The sequence below is a fragment of the Microbacterium sp. zg-YB36 genome (assembly GCF_024623575.2).
Classification (GTDB): domain Bacteria; phylum Actinomycetota; class Actinomycetes; order Actinomycetales; family Microbacteriaceae; genus Microbacterium.
The window spans coordinates 139,371-156,184 of the sequence record NZ_JANJFD020000001.1 but is presented as its reverse complement, the minus strand read 5'-3'; the positions used below and the strand labels follow the sequence as shown (position 1 = coordinate 156,184).

Here is a 16,814-nt window from a genome sequence, read left to right as displayed (position 1 = left end):
CGGCTCGCAGCAGGTCACGCGACCAGCATCGCCCGGCCCGGCTCCCGCAGCAGCGCGCCCACCTCCGCCAGGAACCGCGCACCCTGCTCGCCGTCGACAAGCCGGTGGTCGAACGACAGGCTGAGGGTCAGCACATCACGCAGCGCGATCTGCCCGTCGTGCTCCCACGGGGTGCGTCGCACGGTGCCCAGCGCCAGGATCCCCGCCTCACCCGGATTGAGGATCGGGGTGCCGGCATCCACTCCGAACACGCCGACGTTGGTAAGGGAGAACGTCCCGCCCGCCAGTGCAGCCGGCGCCGTACGGCCGGCACGCGCGGTCTCGGTCAGCTGCGTGATCGCGTCGGCGAGTTCGACCAGCGTGAGGGTGCCGGCATCCTTCACGTTCGGCACCACGAGCCCCCGGTCGGTGGCCGCGGCGATGCCCAGGTGCACCCGGTGGAACTGCACGATCTCCTCGCCCTCCCAGCGGGCGTTGAGCATCGGATGCCGCGGCAGTGCGAGGCACACCGCCTTGGCGACGACGGCGAGAATGCCGATGCGGTGGCCGGTCAGCTGCCGGTCCTCGCGCAGCGAGGCGAGCAGCCGCATCGTCTCGGTCACGTCGACGGTGAGAAAGACGGTGGCGTGGGGCGCCGTGAAGGCGCTGCGCACCATTGCCTCGGCGGTGTGACGACGGATGCCGCGAACGGGGATGCGGGTGACCTCGCCCTGGGTCGCCGGGGGCGGTGTATCCGCGTGCCGCGCGAACGCCTCGACGTCGGCGCGGGTTGCCAGGCCCTCGGCTCCGGTGGGGGTCACCTGTGCCAGATCGACGCCGAGTTCCCTGGCCAGCCGGCGCACCGGCGGAGTGGAGCGGGGGCGCTCGCCGTGCGGGTGCTCAGGTTCCAGGGTGCGGACGGCATCGTGCGGCGCCGCCTGCAGTACATCGGCGTCGGCGGCGACTGCTGTGCGGATGGTGCGCCTGCGGCGTTGCGGGCGGCCGGAGGATGGCGGTGCGGCGCCGTAGCCGACCAGATGCGCGGCCGGCGCGGGTTCGGCGGTCTCCGGTTGGGGCGCCGGGGTCGCTTCGGCGAGCGCGTCGGTCTCGGTCGTGACCTCGACCGAGACGATCACGCTGCCCACGGCGATCACCTCGCCGGGTGCCGCGTGCAGCGCCGCGATGCGCCCCGCGTGCGGCGAGGGCAGCTCCACAATGGCCTTGGCGGTCTCCACCTCCGCGAGGGTCTGGTTCAGCGTCACCTCGTCACCCTCCGCCACGAGCCAGGTCACCAGCTCCGCCTCCGGCAGGCCTTCACCCAGATCCGGCAGCCGGAACTCGGCGATCACAGCTCCACCCCGGTGAGGCTGTTGGGCCGCTGCAGCACCCGGTCCACGGCGTCGAGGATTCGGTCGAGGTCCGGCAGGTGGTGTCGCTCGAGCTTCGCCGGCGGGTAGGGGATGTCGTGCCCGGTGACCCGCACCGGCGGCGCCTCGAGGTGGTGGAAGCAGCGCTCGGTGATGCCGGCGGACACCTCCGCGCCGACGCCGGCCTCCCCCGGCGCCTCGTGGGTGATGACGACGCGTCCGGTCTTGCGCACGGATGCCGCGACGGTGTCGTAGTCCACCGGCGACAGCGATCGCAGGTCGGTCACCTCCAGCGACAGCCCGTCGTCCTCCGCGGCCGTGGCCGCCTGCAGTGCAGTGGTGACCTGTGCGCCGTAGGTGACGACCGTGGCATCCGTCCCCTCCCGGACGATCCGCGCCAGGCCCATCGGCGGGGCGTCGGCCAGGTCCGCGTCGAGGTCGACCTCGCCCTTGGCGTGATAAAGCCGCTTCGGTTCGAAAAAAACGACCGGGTCGTCGGAGGCGATCGCCTGCCGCAGCATCAGATAGGCGTCCGCCGGGTTCGACACGGCGACCACACGCAGCCCCGAGGTGTGCACGAAGTACGCCTCCGGTGACTCGGAGTGGTGCTCGGCGGCCCCGACACCGCCGGCCCAGGGCAGGCGCACCGTCAGCGGCATCCGCACCGCCCCACGCGTGCGATAGTGCATCTTGGCGACCTGGCACACGATCTGGTCGAAGGCGGGGTACACGAAGCCGTCGAACTGCAGCTCGACCACCGGGCGGAACCCGCGGAACGCCAGGCCGACCGCGGCGCCCATGATGCCGGATTCGGCCAGCGGCGTATCGATCACCCTCGCGGCGCCGTGGCCGGCCAGCAAGCCGTCGGTCACCCGGAAGACGCCGCCGAGCGCACCGATGTCCTCGCCCAGCAGCAGCACGGCCGGGTCGTCGGTCAGCGCGCGATCCAGCGCGGCGTTGAGGGCCTTGGCCATCGTGAGTTCGGTCATCGCTGGTCCTCCTCGAATCCGGCGAGATAGGCGGCATAGGCGCGGCGCTGACGCTCCAGCCCGGTGTGCGGCTCGGCGTACACCTCGTCGAAGATCGTCAGCGGCTCCCGGGTGCGGTACGACAGGCAGGCAGCGCGCATCTGCGCGGCCAGGTCGTCGGCCTCCGCGGCGATATCGGCGGCGGCGGCATCGTCCAGCGCGCCTCGTGCGCGCAGCAGCGTCTCGACGCGGGTGAGCGGATCGCGCCCGCGCCACAGTTCCAGCTCGGCAGGGTCGCGATAGCGGGTGGGGTCGTCAGCGGTGGTGTGGGGACCCATGCGGTAGGTCACCGCCTCGATGTAGGCGGGACCGGCGCCGCTGCGGGCGCGCTCCAGTGCCCACCGCATCGCCGCGAAGCCGGCCAGCACGTCGTTGCCGTCGATACGCAGGCTCGGGATGCCGAACGCGGGTGCGCGCCCGGCCAGCGGGAACCGCGATTGCACCGCGACCGGCTCGGAGATGGCCCACTGGTTGTTGCAGCACACGAAGACGACGGGCGCGCCGAAGGATGCCGCGAACACCATCGCCTCGTTGACATCGCCCTGGCTGGACGCCCCGTCCCCGAAGTACGCCACCGCGACATCGTCCGCTCGCGCGCCGTCGGGCCGGGCGGAGCGCTGGATGCCCATCGCGTAGCCGACGGCGTGCAGGGTCTGCGCGCCGATGATGATCTGAGGACCTGCCGTGCCGCGGGCGAACGGGTCGCCCATCGACTGCTCTTCGCCGCGCCAGACCTGGATCAGCTGGGTGGGGGTCGCCCCCCGCACCAACTGCACGCCCAGCTCCCGGTAGCTCGGGAATACGAAGTCACTGCTGCGCAGGGCGCGCGCCGTGCCGACCTGTGCGGCCTCCTGACCCAGGCTCGGTGCCCACAGCCCGAGTTGCCCCTGCCGCTGCAGCGCCACGCCCTCGGTGTCCAGGCGTCGGGTGCGCACCATGTCGCGGTAGAGGTCCGACAGCAGCGCGTCGTCGACGTCTGTCGCCCAGCGATCGAGTGCCGGATCCGAGACGCGCTCGCCGTCGGGCGTGATCAGCCGGGCTACACTTCCGACATCGGTTGCGGGCTGGGCCGCTGTGCTCGGGGGATACGCCATCGTCGCCTCCGTCCCGGCATCCCTCGTGAGGACGCCGTCGCGTGTGCGCCGGCCTCGTCGCCGACTGCGGTGAGCGTACGTCGCACGAGCACCTAGCTCAAGCATCCCGGTCAATCTTGAGCATGTTGCGCATTTTATGCGCACAAACCCGTGCTACCGTTGAGCAGTATGACGACTCTCGACCATGTCGACCTCGCCCTTTTGGACGCCCTCGCCGACGATCCGCGCGCCACTGTCGTGGCCCTGGCGGACCGCCTCAGCCTGTCGCGCAACACCGTACAGGCACGGATGTCCAAGCTCGACCGCGCCGGGGTGTTCCTCTCGTACGAGCGGGCGATCGCCCCGCACGCCCTGGGTTACCCGATCGAGGCGCTGCTCGAGGTCGTCGTACGGCAGCCGGATCTCCCGCAGATCACCCAGCACCTCGCCGACATCCCCGAAGTGATCCAGGCGCACGGCGTGAGCGGTCAGGTGGATCTGGTCGTCCGGGTCGCGGCACGCGACACCCAGCACCTGTTCGACATCGACGCCCGCATCCTCGGCATCGACGGGGTTGAGCGCACCGAGACATCCCTCGTCATGGACGAGGTCATCGGCTTCCGGGTGCGCCCGCTCATGGCGCTGGCGGGCCAGCAGGGCTGACGCGCCCGCGCCACGTCTTCGGGGATCTACACAACTTCGGAGCCCACAGCCCGAATCCCTCCGAAGAACCGCAGTTCTCCGAAACTGTGGCACACGGATGCCGCCCGCTCCCCGATCGAATGGGGCCCGGACCCCCGATATGTGACAGGCGAGGCCCTCATCGTGCCCGGGGCGCGGGTTAGAGGACGGGCGAGCCCGCGGCGACGCTCTTGGGCGACGCGGGCGACGAGACGGCAGCGGATGCCGGTGACGCGGGCGCCGCGGCATCCATCCGTACCAGCACCACACCGGTGAGCACCAGCGCGCCCCCGACGAACTGCACCGGCGCGGGCGCCTCGCCCAGGAGCAGCCAGGCGAGCATCAGCGTGAACAGCACCTCGGACAGACCGACGAACGATGCCACGCGCGCGCCGGTCCGCGGCACGGCCATGACCCCCAGGGCGTAGCCGACGGTCGTGCCGAGCGCGGCCACCCAGCCGAGCGGGACCCACCACGGCAACGCCATCCCTGCCACCACGACCGTCACGGCGGGCGCGGCGAAGGGCAGGATGCCCGTCAGCAGCAGCACGCCGACGAGGGCGGTGCCGGTCAGCAGCCCGCCGGCGGCGAGGGCCAGCGGCGGGAGCCGGTCGCCACTGCGCTCGGCGATCGCGAAGTACGCCGCCGCACACACCGCGGCGCACAGCGCCAGCAGAGTGCCGAGCAGGTCGAAACGCGCGCCGGTGAGGTCCACCACGAGCACGAGTCCCGTCATCGCGACGACCGACCCGCCGATGACCAGAGCGGACGGTGCCCGCCGCGTGCGCAGCCATACCCAGCCGACCAGCAGCACGGGCGCGATGTACTGGATGAGCAGGGCCACGGCCACCGGCATCCGCTGCATGGCCCCGAAGTAGAACAGCTGACAGCCGGCGACCGCGGTCAGCCCGAAGGCGATGACGATGCCGCCGTGGCGGCGGAGGAATCCGCGCTCCCGGCGGATCGCCCGCACCAGCGCCGGGGACAGGATGAGCCCGGCCAGCCCCATGCGCACCAGCAGCGCGGCCCCCACGGACCACCCCGCCTCCAGCAGCGGCTTCACCAGCGGTCCGCTCGAGGAGAAGGCGAAAGCCGAGGTCACGGCCATGATCAGCCCCGACGTCGCGACGCGTGGCGTCCCCGCGACGGCGAGCGAGGATGCAACAGTGGATGTGGTCATTGCGCGCCTGGCCTGTCAGGAGTGTCGTGTGGTTCACTGGTGACGGTACGCCCTACCCACGTCAGGGGTCAACATGCTTTTCGCTCGTGACACCACGCTGGCCCTCGCGGCGGCGGTCGACCTGGTCAACACCATGCCCGAAACCGACGTCGACGGCGCGGACCGGCTCGAAACCCGGGAGGATCTGCAGCGGTTCCTCGCCGTGCACCCCTACACCGGGTCGTTCACCCACGACCAGCGCGAAGTGGATGCCGTGCGCGGCATCCGCCCCCGGCTGCGCGCGCTGTGGCTGACCGATCGGGCAGGGGCGGTCCCCCTCGTCAACGCCATGCTGCGCGATGGTCACGCCCTGCCGCAGCTGGTGATCCACGAAGGCTACGACTGGCACATCCACGCCGCCGGGGACGAGGCGCCGTTCGCCACGCGCATCCTGGTGGAGACGGCGATGGCGTTCGTCGACATCATCCGCTCCGACGCCTATGAACGGGTGCGGGAATGCTCAGCCGACGACTGCCTCTCGGTGTACATCGACTACTCCAAGAACGGCTCGAAGCGCTACTGCGACACCGGCAACTGCGGCAATCGCATGAACGTCAACGCGTACCGTCGTCGGAAGGCTGCAGAAAGCGCCTGATGGCCTCGGCCGCCGGCTGCGGCGTCTCGTAGTGGATGAGGTGCCCGACGCCGTCGATCTCGACCAGCTGCGCGTCCGGGAACAGCGTCACAAGGTGCCGCTCGGCCTCGATCGGGGTGATGTCGTCCTGCACGGCGGCCACCAGCAGCGTCGGCTGGGCGATGGCGGGCGCGTGCGCGCGGATGTCGTTGGACACCGACGCGAGGAACGCGTCGTGCAGCACATCGCGGTCGGCGAAGCGGGAGAAGTAGGTGTCGTGCTGGTCGTGCACGAAACGGCGCAGCGCCTTGTCGCGGGTCTTGGCCATCGACATGCTCATGACCCGCACGATCAGGCGGCTGCGCAGCAGCGCGCTGCCCAGCGACTTCGGAAGCTTCGCACCGGCGAAGTAGTAGAACACCGCCAGGCGCGTCAGGATGCCGCGCGGGCCTTCCAGCGCCGGCGCGCCGATCGGGTTGACCAGGATGACGCGCGGGGTCGCCAGTCCGCCGGCGACGGCCGCGGCGACGACGATCGATCCGAACGAGTGGCCGAGGATCACCGCGCCGGGCGCGGTCGCCGCGACGAAGTCGGTGAGCCACTGGGCGTAAGCGGCCAGATCGTGGCGGCGGTGCGGCAACGGCGCGGTCTCGCCGAACCCCGGCAGGTCGGGCATGAGGATGCGGATGCCGTCAAGGTGGGCGACCACCGGCTCAAGGCCGTGGTGCTCGCCGCGGAAGCCGTGCACCGCGACGATCGTCTGCTCCGCATCGGCCGGACCGTATTCCCAGTAGGCGGTCACGCCGCCCTGCACCTGCACCTCGTGGCGGCGCACCGGGATGCGCGCGAGCGACTGTGCGTACGGGTGCGCGGCGGTCATCCATCGAGTCTACGAGCCCCTGGCGGTGCGCCTCGCCGCCGATGTCGCCGGCCGCCTCTAGCGTTGGGGCATGACGATGTGGCAACCCGAGCCGCTCCTCGATTTCCCCGAGCCCGAGCGCATTCCCGCGTGGACGCGGCTGGTGGGCGTGTTCGATCTGGAGACCACCGGTGTCGACGTGGAGACCGATCGCATCGTCACGGCCCACGTCGGCGTGATCGACGGCTCCGGTGCCGTCGTGCATGCCCGGGACTGGATCGCGGACCCCGGCGTGGAGATCCCCGAGGGCGCCACCGCGGTGCACGGCATCACCACCGCGCACGCGCGTGCCGAGGGGCGCGCCGCGCCCGAGGTGGTCGCCGATGTGGTCGCGGCGCTGCGCGGCCTGTTCGCCGCCGGCATCCCGGTGGTCGCCTACAACGCGTGCTACGACTTCTCGCTGCTCAAGCACGAGGCGGTGCGCCACGGCATCCGCCCGCTGAAGACCCCCGGGCCGGTCATCGATCCGCTCGTCGTCGACAAGGCACACGACCGCTTCCGGCGCGGCAAGCGCACGCTCGAGGCCGTCGCGGCGCACTACGCGGTGCCGCTGGAGGGCGCCCACGACGCCTGCGCCGACGCCGTCGCCGCCGGCCGGGTGGCACAGGCGCTCGCGGAGCGCTTCGGCGCGCAGCTGCCGCCCACCGCGCAGGAGCTGCACACCCAGCAGATCGCCTGGGCTCGCGCCCAAGCCGCGAGCCTGACGGAGTATTTCGTCAAGATCGGCCGGCTCGATGCGGACGACAAGCTCGACGGCAGCTGGCCGGTGCGCTGACGCGCGGTCCCGCCGGTCGTTGAGCGAGCGCAGCGAGACGAAACGCGCGCGCAACGCGCAACGAGAAAGGCCCCGCCGAAGCGGGGCCTTTCTCGCGGCGACTTACTTGGTGCCGAAGTTCTTGAAGCGCTGGTTGAACTTCTCGACGCGACCGGCCGAGTCCATGATGCGCTGCTTGCCCGTGTAGAACGGGTGCGAGGCCGACGAGATCTCGACGTCGATCACGGGGTACTCGGTGCCCTCGAACTCGACGGTCTTGTCGCTGGTGACGGTCGAACGGGTGAGGAACAGGTCTCCCGAGCCGAGATCGCGGAACACGATCGGACGGTAGTCGGGGTGGATGTCAGTCTTCATGAGATGTCCTTGAGGTGATGCTCTGGATTTTGCCAGAACGGTCAAAGTCTGAGGTGCGAGTGCACCAAGGGTCGATTCTATCAGCCGTTCGGGCTGCTCAGGAACCGGCGAACTCTGCCCGTGCGGCGTAGCGGCCGCCGACGACGTGCAGCGCGATCGGCATGCCGAACGTCTCCTGCAGATTCTCCGGCGTGAGGGTGGTCTCGAGGGGGCCCGCGGCGACCACGGCGCCGTCGCGCAGCAGCAGCACGTGCGTGAAGCCCACCGGGATCTCTTCCACGTGATGGGTCACCATCACCATGGCGGGGGTGGTCGGTGCCTGCGCGTAGCCGCTGAGCAGCCCGAGCAGCTCTTCGCGTGCACCCAGGTCCAGGCTCGCGGTCGGCTCGTCCAACAGCAGCAGTTCCGGGTCGGTCATCACGGCACGGGCGATCTGCACCCGCTTCTGCTCGCCGTCGGACAGCGTGCCGAACGTGCGGTCGGCCAGGTTCTCGAGCTTCCATTCGGCCAGCACGCGCAGCGCACGACGCTCGTCGATGTCCTCGTACGCCTCGTGCCAGCGGCCCAGCACCGAATACGCCGCGGTGAGCACGACGTTGAGCACCGTCTCCTCCGGCGGCACGCGGCGTGCCATCGCGGACGAGGCGAAGCCGATGCGGGGACGCAGCTCGAACACGTCGGTACGGCCCAGCCGCTCGCCCAGAATGGTGACCGCGCCGGACGTCGGGTGCAGCAGCGAGGCGGCCAGCTGCAGGACGGTGGTCTTGCCGGCCCCGTTGGGTCCGAGGATCACCCACCGCTGATCGTCGGTGACGGTCCAATCGACGCGATCGACGATGTTCCGGTCATTCCGGCGGACGACGACGTCGGAGAACTCGAGAACTTCAGCCATGACCCCAGCCTAACGGCCGGCGCCGGCCACCTCCGCGTAAAGCGCCGCCGTGCTGTCGGCGATCGCCTGCCAGCTGAAGTCGTCGGTGGCCCGACTGCGACCGGCGCGACCGTACGCTGCGGCGCGTTCCGGATCGGACACCACCTCGGTGAGCACCGCCGCGAGGTCGGAGACGTACTTGTCCGGATCGATGGGGGTGCCGGTGCCGTCCTGCACCTGCTCGATGGGCACCAGTCGACCGGTCACGCCGTCGACGATCACCTCGGGGATGCCGCCGGTAGCCGTGCCGACCACGGCGGCACCGCACGCCATCGCCTCGAGGTTGACGATCCCGAGCGGTTCGTACACGGACGGGCAGACGAAAGTGGTCGCCGCCGACAGCAGCGTGCACAGCTCATGCCGGGACAGGTGCCGGTCGATCCAGACGACCCCGGAGCGGGTCTCCTGCAGTCCGCGCACGAGCTCCTGCACCTCCGCCATGATCTGCGGGGTGTCTGGCGCCCCGGCGCACAGCACCAGCTGCACCTCGGGGGGCAGCAGAGCCGCGGCGCGGAGCAGATACGGCAGGCCCTTCTGGCGGGTGATGCGACCGACGAACACGACACTGGGCCGTGCGGCATCCACCCCCAACTCGGTGAGCAGTTCGGGGTCGGAGACCGGATGCCACGCATCGACGTCGATGCCGTTGTAGATCACCCGCACCTTGTCGGGATCCAGCGCCGGGTAGCTGCGCAGAATGTCCTGCCGCATGCCCTCGCTCACCGCGACGATCGCGGCGGCGCCTTCGTAGGCGGTCTTCTCGATGTAGCTGGAGATGGCGTAGCCGCCGCCCAGCTGCTCGGCCTTCCAGGGCCGCAGCGGCTCCAGCGAGTGCGCCGTGACGATGTGCGGGATGCCGTGCAGCAGCGAGGCCAGGTGGCCGGCGAAGTTGGCGTACCAGGTGTGACTGTGCACGACGTCGGCACCGGCGATGTCGCCGACGATCTCGAGGTCGGTGCCGAGGGTCTGCACGGCGCCGTTGGCGTCTGCCAGCTCGGCCGGCACCCCGTACGACACGGTGCCCTCCTCGTCGCGGTCGGCGCCGAAGGCCCGCACCCGCACCTCCAGCTGCGCACGCAGCGATTTGACCAGTTCGGTGACGTGGACCCCTGCCCCGCCATAGATCTCCGGCGGGTATTCCTTGGTGACGATGTCGACGCGCATGCCACGAACGCTAGTACAAGCGCAAGTGTTTGCTCCCTGCTGGTTCGCCGGTTGACGGGGCCATAGTGTTGAGTCATGCCTGCGACCCCGAAGGTCTTCGGAATCATCCTCGCCGGAGGCGAGGGCAAACGTCTCATGCCGCTCACCGCGGACAGAGCCAAGCCCGCGGTGCCGTTCGGAGGCCAGTACCGCCTGATCGACTTCGCGATCTCCAACCTCATCAACTCGGGGTTGCGCCAGATCGTCGTGCTCACCCAGTACAAGTCCCACAGCCTCGACCGTCACATCTCCCAGACGTGGCGCATGTCGCCGCTGCTGGACTCCTATGTCGCTTCCGTGCCCGCGCAGCAGCGCCTGGGCAAGCGCTGGTTCTCCGGATCGGCCGACGCCATCCTGCAGAGCCTCAACCTCATCAATGACGAGAAGCCCGACATCGTCGCGGTGGTCGGCGCCGACCACGTGTACCGCATGGACTTCCAGCAGATGCTCGACGCGCACATCGCCTCGGGGCTGCCTGCCACCGTCGCCGGCATCCGCCAGCCCATCTCGATGGCCAACCAGTTCGGCGTGATCGAAGTCACCGATGACGACCCCACGAAGATCAACCGGTTCCTCGAGAAGCCGCAGAACCCCACCGGCCTGCCCGACGCGCCGCACGAGGTGCTCGCATCGATGGGCAACTACATCTTCACCACCGACGCGCTGATCGCGGCGGTCGAGGCCGATGGCGAGGTGCCCACGTCCAACCACGACATGGGCGGCGACATCATCCCCTACTTCGTGGACCGCGGCGAAGCCGGCGTCTACGACTTCAAGCGCAACGAGGTGCCGGGCTCCAACGATCGCGACCGCGACTACTGGCGCGACGTGGGAACGATCGACTCGTTCTTCGACGCGCACATGGATCTCATCTCCACGCTGCCGGTGTTCAACCTGTACAACACCGATTGGCCGATCCACTCGCAGACGGTCAACTCGCCGCCGGCGAAGTTCGTGCGCGACTCGGTGGGACGCATGGGCAACGCGATCGATTCCATCGTGTCGCTGGGCTCGGTGCTGTCTGGCACGCACCTGGAACGCAGCGTCGTGGGGCCATGGGCTCTCACCGGTGGCGGCTCGACCATCACCGACTCGATCCTGTTCGACCACGTCTCCATCGGCGCGGGGGCACGGGTGCACCGGGCCATCCTCGACAAGAACGTGCGGCTGGTGGACGGCGCCACGGTAGGCGTCGACCGGTCGCGAGACCTGTCGCGCGGGTTCACCGTTACCGACTCCGGCATCACGATCGTCGGCAAGAACACCGTCGTCGATCGCTGACCCGCCTCGGGCGGGCACTAGCGTGGAGGCGTGATGCCTGCCCGGTTCCTCGTCGTGTTCGACGCCGACTCCACGCTCATCCGCAACGAGGTCATCGAGCTCATCGCCGATGAAGCAGGGCGCGGCGCCGAGGTCGCTGCGGCGACCGAGGCGGCAATGCGCGGCGAGGTCGACTTCGCCGCGAGCCTGCGCTCACGCGTCGCACAGCTGCAGGGTGTGCCGGTGGCATCCTTCGCGCGGGTACTCGCCCGAGTGGAGCCCACGCCGGGAGCGCAGGCGCTGATCGACGAGATCCACGACCGCGGCGGCGTCGCCGCGGTGGTCTCCGGCGGGTTCCACGAGATCCTCGACACCGTCGCCCCGGGCCTCGCCGTCGACGTGTGGCGCGCCAACCGGCTCGTCGCCGCGGACGGGGCACTGACCGGCGTCGTCGATGGCGGGATCGTGGATGCCGCCGCCAAGGCCGCCGCACTGCGCGAGTGGGCCACCCATCACGGGGTGCCCCTGTCGCGCACCATCGCGATCGGCGACGGCGCGAACGACCTGCAGATGATGGCGGCCGCCGGCCTGGGCCTGGCCTTCAACGCCAAGCCCGCGGTGCGGGCCCGCGCCGACCTGGTCATCGCCGGGCTGGACCTGCGCGAAGTGATCCCGCTCCTGCCTTGACGCGTCTCCCTGGCACAGGAGAACTCACCGGCACAGGACAATTGCGGCCGAAACGTCCTGTGTCCGGGAGTCCTCCTGTCTTGGGGAGACGCTGGGCCGGTGGTGGATGTCGGATGCCACGCCCGGCGTGAGGGCGAATTGATCCCGGCTGCGGGTCAGTGACCCATGCCGAGGCCCCCATCGACGGGGATCACGGCACCGGAGATGTAGGCGGCGTCGTCGGAGGCGAGCCAGGCGACGACGCCGGCGACCTCGTCGGCCGTCGCGAAGCGGCCGGCGGGGATGTTGCGCTTGTACTCGGTCTGCGTCTGCTCGGGCAGGGCGGCGGTCATCTCTGTCTCGATGAACCCGGGCGCCACGACGTTGGTGGTGATGCCGCGACCGGCCAGCTCGCGCGTGAGGGACCGGGCGAACCCCACCAGAGCGCTCTTGGACGCGGCGTAGTTGGTCTGCCCGGCCGAGCCGTACAGGCCCACGACGCTGGAGATGAGGATCACGCGCCCCCAGCGAGCGCGGAGCATCCCCTTCGACGCGCGCTTGACCACCCGGAACGTGCCGCCGAGGTTGGTGGCGACGACGGAGTCGAAGTCGTCCTCGGTCATGCGCATCAGCAGCGTGTCTTTCGTGATGCCGGCGTTGGCGACGACCACCTCGACCGGGCCGAGCTGCTGCTCCACCTCGGTGTAGGCGGCATCCAACGACGCGGCATCCGTCACATCGGCCCGCACCGTCAGGGTGCCCTCCGGGCCCTCGCCGGAGCGTGCTGTGACGGCCACCCGGTACCCCTCGGCGACGAAGCGCGCGGCGATCGCGCGGCCGATGCCGCGGTTGCCTCCGGTGACGAGGACGACGCGTGCGGTGGTCATGAACCAGCTCCCTGATGTGCGCGGATACGAAACCGCCCCAGCCTAACGCCGCGCCCGTTTCGCGGCCCCCGACGGCACTAGGCTGAAGGCAGGTTCTAGGAAAGGCACGCCGTTGAGCACTCCGGACAGCACTCCCCCCGCCGAAGGCACGAACGAGCCGGCGCCGCCGACTCCTCCTGCGTACAGCCCCCCGCCGTACACCCCGCCGCCCGCCTACAGCCCGCCGCAGACGTACGCCCCGCCAACCGGGCAGCCGTCGTACCCCGCAGCCCAGCAGCCCTACCCCGCAGCGCAGCCGCCGTACCCGGCGCAGCCGCCGTACACCGAGCAGCCGGCATACGGCGCGCCCGCAGCGCAGCCCGGCGCGTACCCGCCGCCCGCCTACAACGCGTACGGGCAGGCTCCGTACGGCGCTGGCTACGGCTACAGCGGCGTGAAGACGAACGTGCTGGCGATCGTGTCGATGATCGCGAGCATCGTCGGCGCGGTCGGCATCCTGCCCATCATCGGCTCCATCGCCGGTGCGATCATGGGCCACATCGCCCTCAAGCAGATCGCCACGACCGGCGAGAAGGGCCGCGGCATGGCGCTGGCCGGCGTGATCGTCGGCTGGGTGGGCCTGGGGCTGGTCGCCCTGATCATCCTGATCTTCGTGCTGGCCGCGATCGGGGTATCCAACTCGACGATGTACTGACCGGTTCCGGCCCGCCGCGCGCGGCGTAGGCTGGATGCACCGTGAAGAAGTCGACCAGAGCGCAGTCAGCCACCTCGCTTCCGCCCGCTCCGCGGGATGATGCGAGTTCGCGGATGACCACCTACTACATCACGATGGGCGTGCGTGCCGCGTGCTTCGTGCTGATGGTGCTCATCACGCCCTACGGCTGGCACACGGCCGTGCTCGCGCTGGGCGCGATCGTGCTGCCGTACTTCGCGGTGGTGCTGGCCAACGTCGGCAAGGACACCCGGTCGCGCGTCGCAGAGAACCCGGAGCGGGCCATCACTGCTGCCGCTGCCCCGCCGCAGTCGCCCGCCGAGCGGCCTGACGTGATCAGGCTCGACGAACAGCCACCATCGGAACCCGGAGCGATTCAGAAGTGACCGACAGCGTCTGCTCGCGCGCCGGATGCCAGGCCGCGGCCCGGTGGCTGGTGGTGTGGCGCAACCCCCGCATCCACCCCGCCGACCGCCGCAAGCTCTGGTCGGCCTGCGACGAGCATGTCGACTATCTGAGGGACTACCTGGCCGCGCGCGACTTCCCGGTCGCGGTCGAGCCGCTCGTCGAGGCGGGTACCCCGTGAGCCGTCGGCCGATGCCCACCGCCGCACGGTGGGCGGGGTACGTGGCCGTGGCCATCGTCTTCGCGATCGCCTGCGCCTACCTCTCGCAATGGCAATTCGACCGCAACGAGGCGCGCAGCACGCAACTGGAACTCGTGGCCGAGAACTACGACGCCACTCCGGTGCCGCTGGCCGAACTCCTCCCCGCCGGGGGCGAATTCGACCCCGGCGACCAGTGGCATCCGGTCACTCTCGTCGGCGAGTATGACACGGCCTCACAACTTCTCGTCCGCAACCGCCCGCACGGCGGCACGTCGGCGTACGAGGTGCTGGTGCCCTTCCACACCGACGACGGTCGCGTCCTGTTGGTGGACCGCGGCTGGGTGCGGCCGGGCAGCGACCAGCCGGAGCCCGATGTCGTGCCGGCGGCTCCGGAGGGACCCGCCACCGTCGTAGTGCGCCTGAAGGCGGGCGAGGCCCTCCCCACCTCCGGTCGCTCGGCCCCCGAAGGTCAGGTCCCCACCATCCATCTGCCGCTGATCGCCGACCAGATCGACGGCGGCGATGATCTGGTGCGGGATGCCTACGGTCTTCTCATCAGCGAGGATCCGGCCCCGGCGACCGTGCCGAACGCCATCGCCTCACCGTCCGAGGACCCGGGTCCCCACCTGTCGTACGCGATCCAGTGGATCCTCTTCGCGATCATGGGCTTCATCTTCATCGCGTACATGATCCGCTCCGAACTGCGCCACCGCCGCGAGGACGCCGCCGACCGCGCGGACGCCGCGGCAGCAGCAGCGCACGCGGGCGATCCGGATGCGCCGGCACCGCGCCCCGCACGCCGACCGCGGCCGGAGAAGAAGCGCCGCGACCGCGACGCCGAGGCCGAAGACGCCCTGCTGGACACCGCCGGCCGCTGAGCCGCCCGCCCTGAGGGCGGCGCGGACGTCGGCCGGTCAGGCGAGCGTGATCAGGTCCGCGTAGTCGCGGCCCCAGAGGTCCTCGACGCCGTCCGGGAGGATGAGCACCCGCTCGGGGTTGAGGGCATGCACTGCGCCCTCGTCGTGCGAGACCAGCACGACAGCGCCCTCGTAGTGCGACAGCGCATCGAGGATCTCTTCGCGCGACGCAGGGTCGAGGTTGTTGGTGGGCTCATCCAGCAGCAGCATGTTGGCGCTGGAGACGACGAGCGTCGCCAGCGACAGTCGCGTCTTCTCGCCACCGGAGAGGACAGATGCGGGCTTGAGCACGTCGTCACCGGTGAACAGGAACGAGCCGAGCACCTTGCGCGCCTCGGTCGCGTTGATGTCCGGAGCGGCGGACATCATGTTCTCGAGCACCGACCGGTTCACATCGAGGTTCTCGTGCTCCTGCGCGTAGTAACCGATCTTCAAGCCGTGCCCGGGCTCCAGGCGTCCGGTGTCGGGCTGGTCGACGCCGGCGAGGATGCGCAGCAGCGTCGTCTTGCCCGCTCCGTTGAGCCCCAGCACCACGACCTTCGAGCCGCGGTCGATCGCGAGGTCGACGTCGGTGAAGATCTCCAGCGACCCGTACGACTTCGACAGACCGGTGGCCATGAGCGGCGTCTTGCCGCACGGCGCCGGCTTGGGGAAACGCAGCTTGGCCACGCGGTCCTGCTGACGCACGTCGTCCAGGCCCGCGAGCATCTTCTCGGCGCGCGCGACCATCTGGTGCGCGGCAGCCGCCTTGGACGCCTTCGCACCGAACCGGGCAGCCTGCAGCTGCAGGACGGTGGCCTTCTTCTCGACGTTGACGCGCTCCTTCTTGCGGCGCTCCTCGTCGGCCACCCGCTGACGCAGGTAGTTCTTCCAGTTCATGTTGTAGACGTCGATGACCTGGCGGTTCGCGTCGAGGTAGAACACGCGGTTGACCGTCTCCCCGACCAACTCCACGTCGTGCGAGATCACGATGAGCCCGCCCTTGTAGTTCTTGAGGAACTCGCGCAACCACACGACGCTGTCGGCGTCGAGGTGGTTCGTCGGCTCGTCGAGGATCATCGTCTCGGCGTCGGAGAAAAGGATGCGGGCCAGCTCGATGCGGCGACGCTGCCCACCGGAGAGGGTCGACAGCGGCTGGTCGAGGATGCGGTCCGGCAGCGACAGGTTGTGCGCGATGGTGGCCGCTTCGGCCTCGGCGGTGTAGCCGCCCAGGGCCTCGAACCGCTCGGTGAGGTTGCCGTACTTGCGCATGGCCTTCGCCGCGGTATCCGCATCGTCCGATGCCATCGCCAGCGACGCCTCGTGCATGCCGATGGCCAGCTGCCCCAGACCGCGGGCATCGAGGATGCGGGTGCGGGCGAGGTCTTCGGGGTTGCCGCTGCGGGGATCCTGCGGCAGGTAGCCCAGTTCTCCGGAGCGGTCCACCCTGCCGTCGGCAGGCTGCAGATCGCCGGCCAACACCTTCGTGAGGGTGGTCTTTCCCGCCCCGTTACGGCCGACGAGACCGATCTTGTCGCCGTCGGACACGCGGAAGGAGACATTCGACATAAGCACGCGGGCGCCTACGCGGATCTCGAGGTCGTGTACGGCAAGCACAGCGAACGTCCGTTCTCAAAGGGGGTGGTGGGGTCTGGCGCGGGGCCAGCCTCCCAGTATAGGTCG

19 protein-coding genes are annotated in these 16,814 nt (G+C 70.1%); 9 read left to right on the top strand and 10 right to left on the bottom strand.

What is annotated here, in order from left to right:
- Positions 1-14: 14 nt before the first annotated feature.
- Genes NQ151_RS00765 through NQ151_RS00755 form a run of 3 tightly spaced genes read right to left on the bottom strand, consistent with a single transcriptional unit; the run spans position 15 to position 3,468 of the window.
- On the bottom strand, positions 15-1,328 hold the full coding sequence (locus NQ151_RS00765) for a dihydrolipoamide acetyltransferase family protein (protein ID WP_257526710.1): 1,314 nt from the start codon (positions 1,326-1,328) through the stop codon (positions 15-17).
- Complete coding sequence (locus tag NQ151_RS00760; protein ID WP_257526709.1) at positions 1,325-2,335, bottom strand: alpha-ketoacid dehydrogenase subunit beta; 1,011 nt, start codon at positions 2,333-2,335, stop codon at positions 1,325-1,327. Before NQ151_RS00760 ends, NQ151_RS00765 begins: the two co-directional genes overlap by 4 nt.
- Positions 2,332-3,468 carry a thiamine pyrophosphate-dependent enzyme gene (locus NQ151_RS00755; RefSeq protein ID WP_257526708.1) on the bottom strand — a complete coding sequence of 379 codons (1,137 nt, stop codon included), beginning with the start codon at positions 3,466-3,468 and terminating at the stop codon, positions 2,332-2,334. Before NQ151_RS00755 ends, NQ151_RS00760 begins: the two co-directional genes overlap by 4 nt.
- 168 nt (positions 3,469-3,636) lie before the next feature.
- On the opposite strand from NQ151_RS00755, the gene NQ151_RS00750 reads away from it, so the two are divergent.
- Positions 3,637-4,110 carry an Lrp/AsnC family transcriptional regulator gene (locus NQ151_RS00750; protein WP_257526707.1) on the top strand — a complete coding sequence of 158 codons (474 nt, stop codon included), beginning with the start codon at positions 3,637-3,639 and terminating at the stop codon, positions 4,108-4,110.
- Between the two features lie 178 nt (positions 4,111-4,288).
- On the opposite strand, the gene NQ151_RS00745 is transcribed toward NQ151_RS00750, so the two are convergent.
- Positions 4,289-5,308, bottom strand: coding sequence for a DMT family transporter (locus tag NQ151_RS00745; protein WP_257526706.1), 1,020 nt, complete (start codon positions 5,306-5,308; stop codon positions 4,289-4,291).
- Positions 5,309-5,381: 73 nt separating this feature from the next.
- On the opposite strand from NQ151_RS00745, the gene NQ151_RS00740 reads away from it, so the two are divergent.
- Complete coding sequence (locus NQ151_RS00740; RefSeq protein WP_257526705.1) at positions 5,382-5,942, top strand: CGNR zinc finger domain-containing protein; 561 nt, start codon at positions 5,382-5,384, stop codon at positions 5,940-5,942.
- On the opposite strand, the gene NQ151_RS00735 is transcribed toward NQ151_RS00740, so the two are convergent.
- On the bottom strand, positions 5,902-6,801 hold the full coding sequence (locus tag NQ151_RS00735; protein WP_257526704.1) for an alpha/beta fold hydrolase: 900 nt from the start codon (positions 6,799-6,801) through the stop codon (positions 5,902-5,904). The two genes, NQ151_RS00740 and NQ151_RS00735, sit on opposite strands and share 41 nt — an antisense overlap.
- A 70-nt stretch (positions 6,802-6,871) precedes the next feature.
- Here NQ151_RS00735 and NQ151_RS00730 point away from each other — a divergent pair, with 70 nt between their 5' ends.
- Positions 6,872-7,615, top strand: a complete 744-nt coding sequence (locus NQ151_RS00730) for a 3'-5' exonuclease (RefSeq protein WP_257526703.1) — start codon at positions 6,872-6,874, stop codon at positions 7,613-7,615.
- 102 nt (positions 7,616-7,717) lie between these two features.
- Here NQ151_RS00730 and NQ151_RS00725 read toward each other — a convergent pair whose 3' ends face one another.
- The 3 genes from NQ151_RS00725 to glgA form a co-directional block, all read right to left on the bottom strand.
- Complete coding sequence (locus tag NQ151_RS00725) at positions 7,718-7,969, bottom strand: type B 50S ribosomal protein L31 (RefSeq protein WP_257509925.1); 252 nt, start codon at positions 7,967-7,969, stop codon at positions 7,718-7,720.
- Between the two features lie 97 nt (positions 7,970-8,066).
- Positions 8,067-8,861, bottom strand: coding sequence for an ABC transporter ATP-binding protein (locus NQ151_RS00720; RefSeq protein WP_257509926.1), 795 nt, complete (start codon positions 8,859-8,861; stop codon positions 8,067-8,069).
- A gap of 9 nt (positions 8,862-8,870) precedes the next feature.
- Complete coding sequence (gene glgA / locus NQ151_RS00715) at positions 8,871-10,064, bottom strand: glycogen synthase (RefSeq protein WP_257526702.1); 1,194 nt, start codon at positions 10,062-10,064, stop codon at positions 8,871-8,873.
- A gap of 75 nt (positions 10,065-10,139) precedes the next feature.
- Here glgA and glgC point away from each other — a divergent pair, with 75 nt between their 5' ends.
- Entirely contained in the window at positions 10,140-11,384 is a 1,245-nt protein-coding gene (gene glgC, locus NQ151_RS00710; protein WP_257526701.1) for a glucose-1-phosphate adenylyltransferase, read from the top strand.
- Positions 11,385-11,417: 33 nt separating this feature from the next.
- Positions 11,418-12,050 (top strand): phosphoserine phosphatase SerB, encoded by a 633-nt coding sequence (serB, locus tag NQ151_RS00705; RefSeq protein ID WP_257527800.1) that lies wholly within the window; start codon positions 11,418-11,420, stop codon positions 12,048-12,050.
- Positions 12,051-12,205: 155 nt separating this feature from the next.
- Here serB and fabG read toward each other — a convergent pair whose 3' ends face one another.
- Positions 12,206-12,916: a 3-oxoacyl-ACP reductase FabG gene (fabG, locus tag NQ151_RS00700; protein ID WP_257509929.1), complete on the bottom strand. Its 711-nt coding sequence runs from the start codon at positions 12,914-12,916 to the stop codon at positions 12,206-12,208.
- Positions 12,917-13,028: 112 nt separating this feature from the next.
- On the opposite strand from fabG, the gene NQ151_RS00695 reads away from it, so the two are divergent.
- The 4 genes from NQ151_RS00695 to NQ151_RS00680 are packed head-to-tail and all read left to right on the top strand — an operon-like array spanning position 13,029 to position 15,113.
- On the top strand, positions 13,029-13,610 hold the full coding sequence (locus tag NQ151_RS00695) for a DUF4190 domain-containing protein (RefSeq protein WP_257509930.1): 582 nt from the start codon (positions 13,029-13,031) through the stop codon (positions 13,608-13,610).
- Between the two features lie 41 nt (positions 13,611-13,651).
- On the top strand, positions 13,652-14,014 hold the full coding sequence (locus NQ151_RS00690) for a DUF3099 domain-containing protein (RefSeq protein WP_257526700.1): 363 nt from the start codon (positions 13,652-13,654) through the stop codon (positions 14,012-14,014).
- A complete protein-coding gene (locus NQ151_RS00685) occupies positions 14,011-14,214 on the top strand; it encodes a hypothetical protein (protein ID WP_257509932.1) in 204 nt (67 codons plus the stop codon). The genes NQ151_RS00690 and NQ151_RS00685 overlap by 4 nt, the downstream gene beginning before the upstream one ends.
- Before the next feature lie 11 nt (positions 14,215-14,225).
- Entirely contained in the window at positions 14,226-15,113 is an 888-nt protein-coding gene (locus NQ151_RS00680; protein ID WP_257509933.1) for an SURF1 family cytochrome oxidase biogenesis protein, read from the top strand.
- Positions 15,114-15,149: 36 nt separating this feature from the next.
- Here NQ151_RS00680 and NQ151_RS00675 read toward each other — a convergent pair whose 3' ends face one another.
- Positions 15,150-16,748: an ABC-F family ATP-binding cassette domain-containing protein gene (locus NQ151_RS00675; RefSeq protein WP_257509934.1), complete on the bottom strand. Its 1,599-nt coding sequence runs from the start codon at positions 16,746-16,748 to the stop codon at positions 15,150-15,152.
- Positions 16,749-16,814 lie beyond the last annotated feature (66 nt).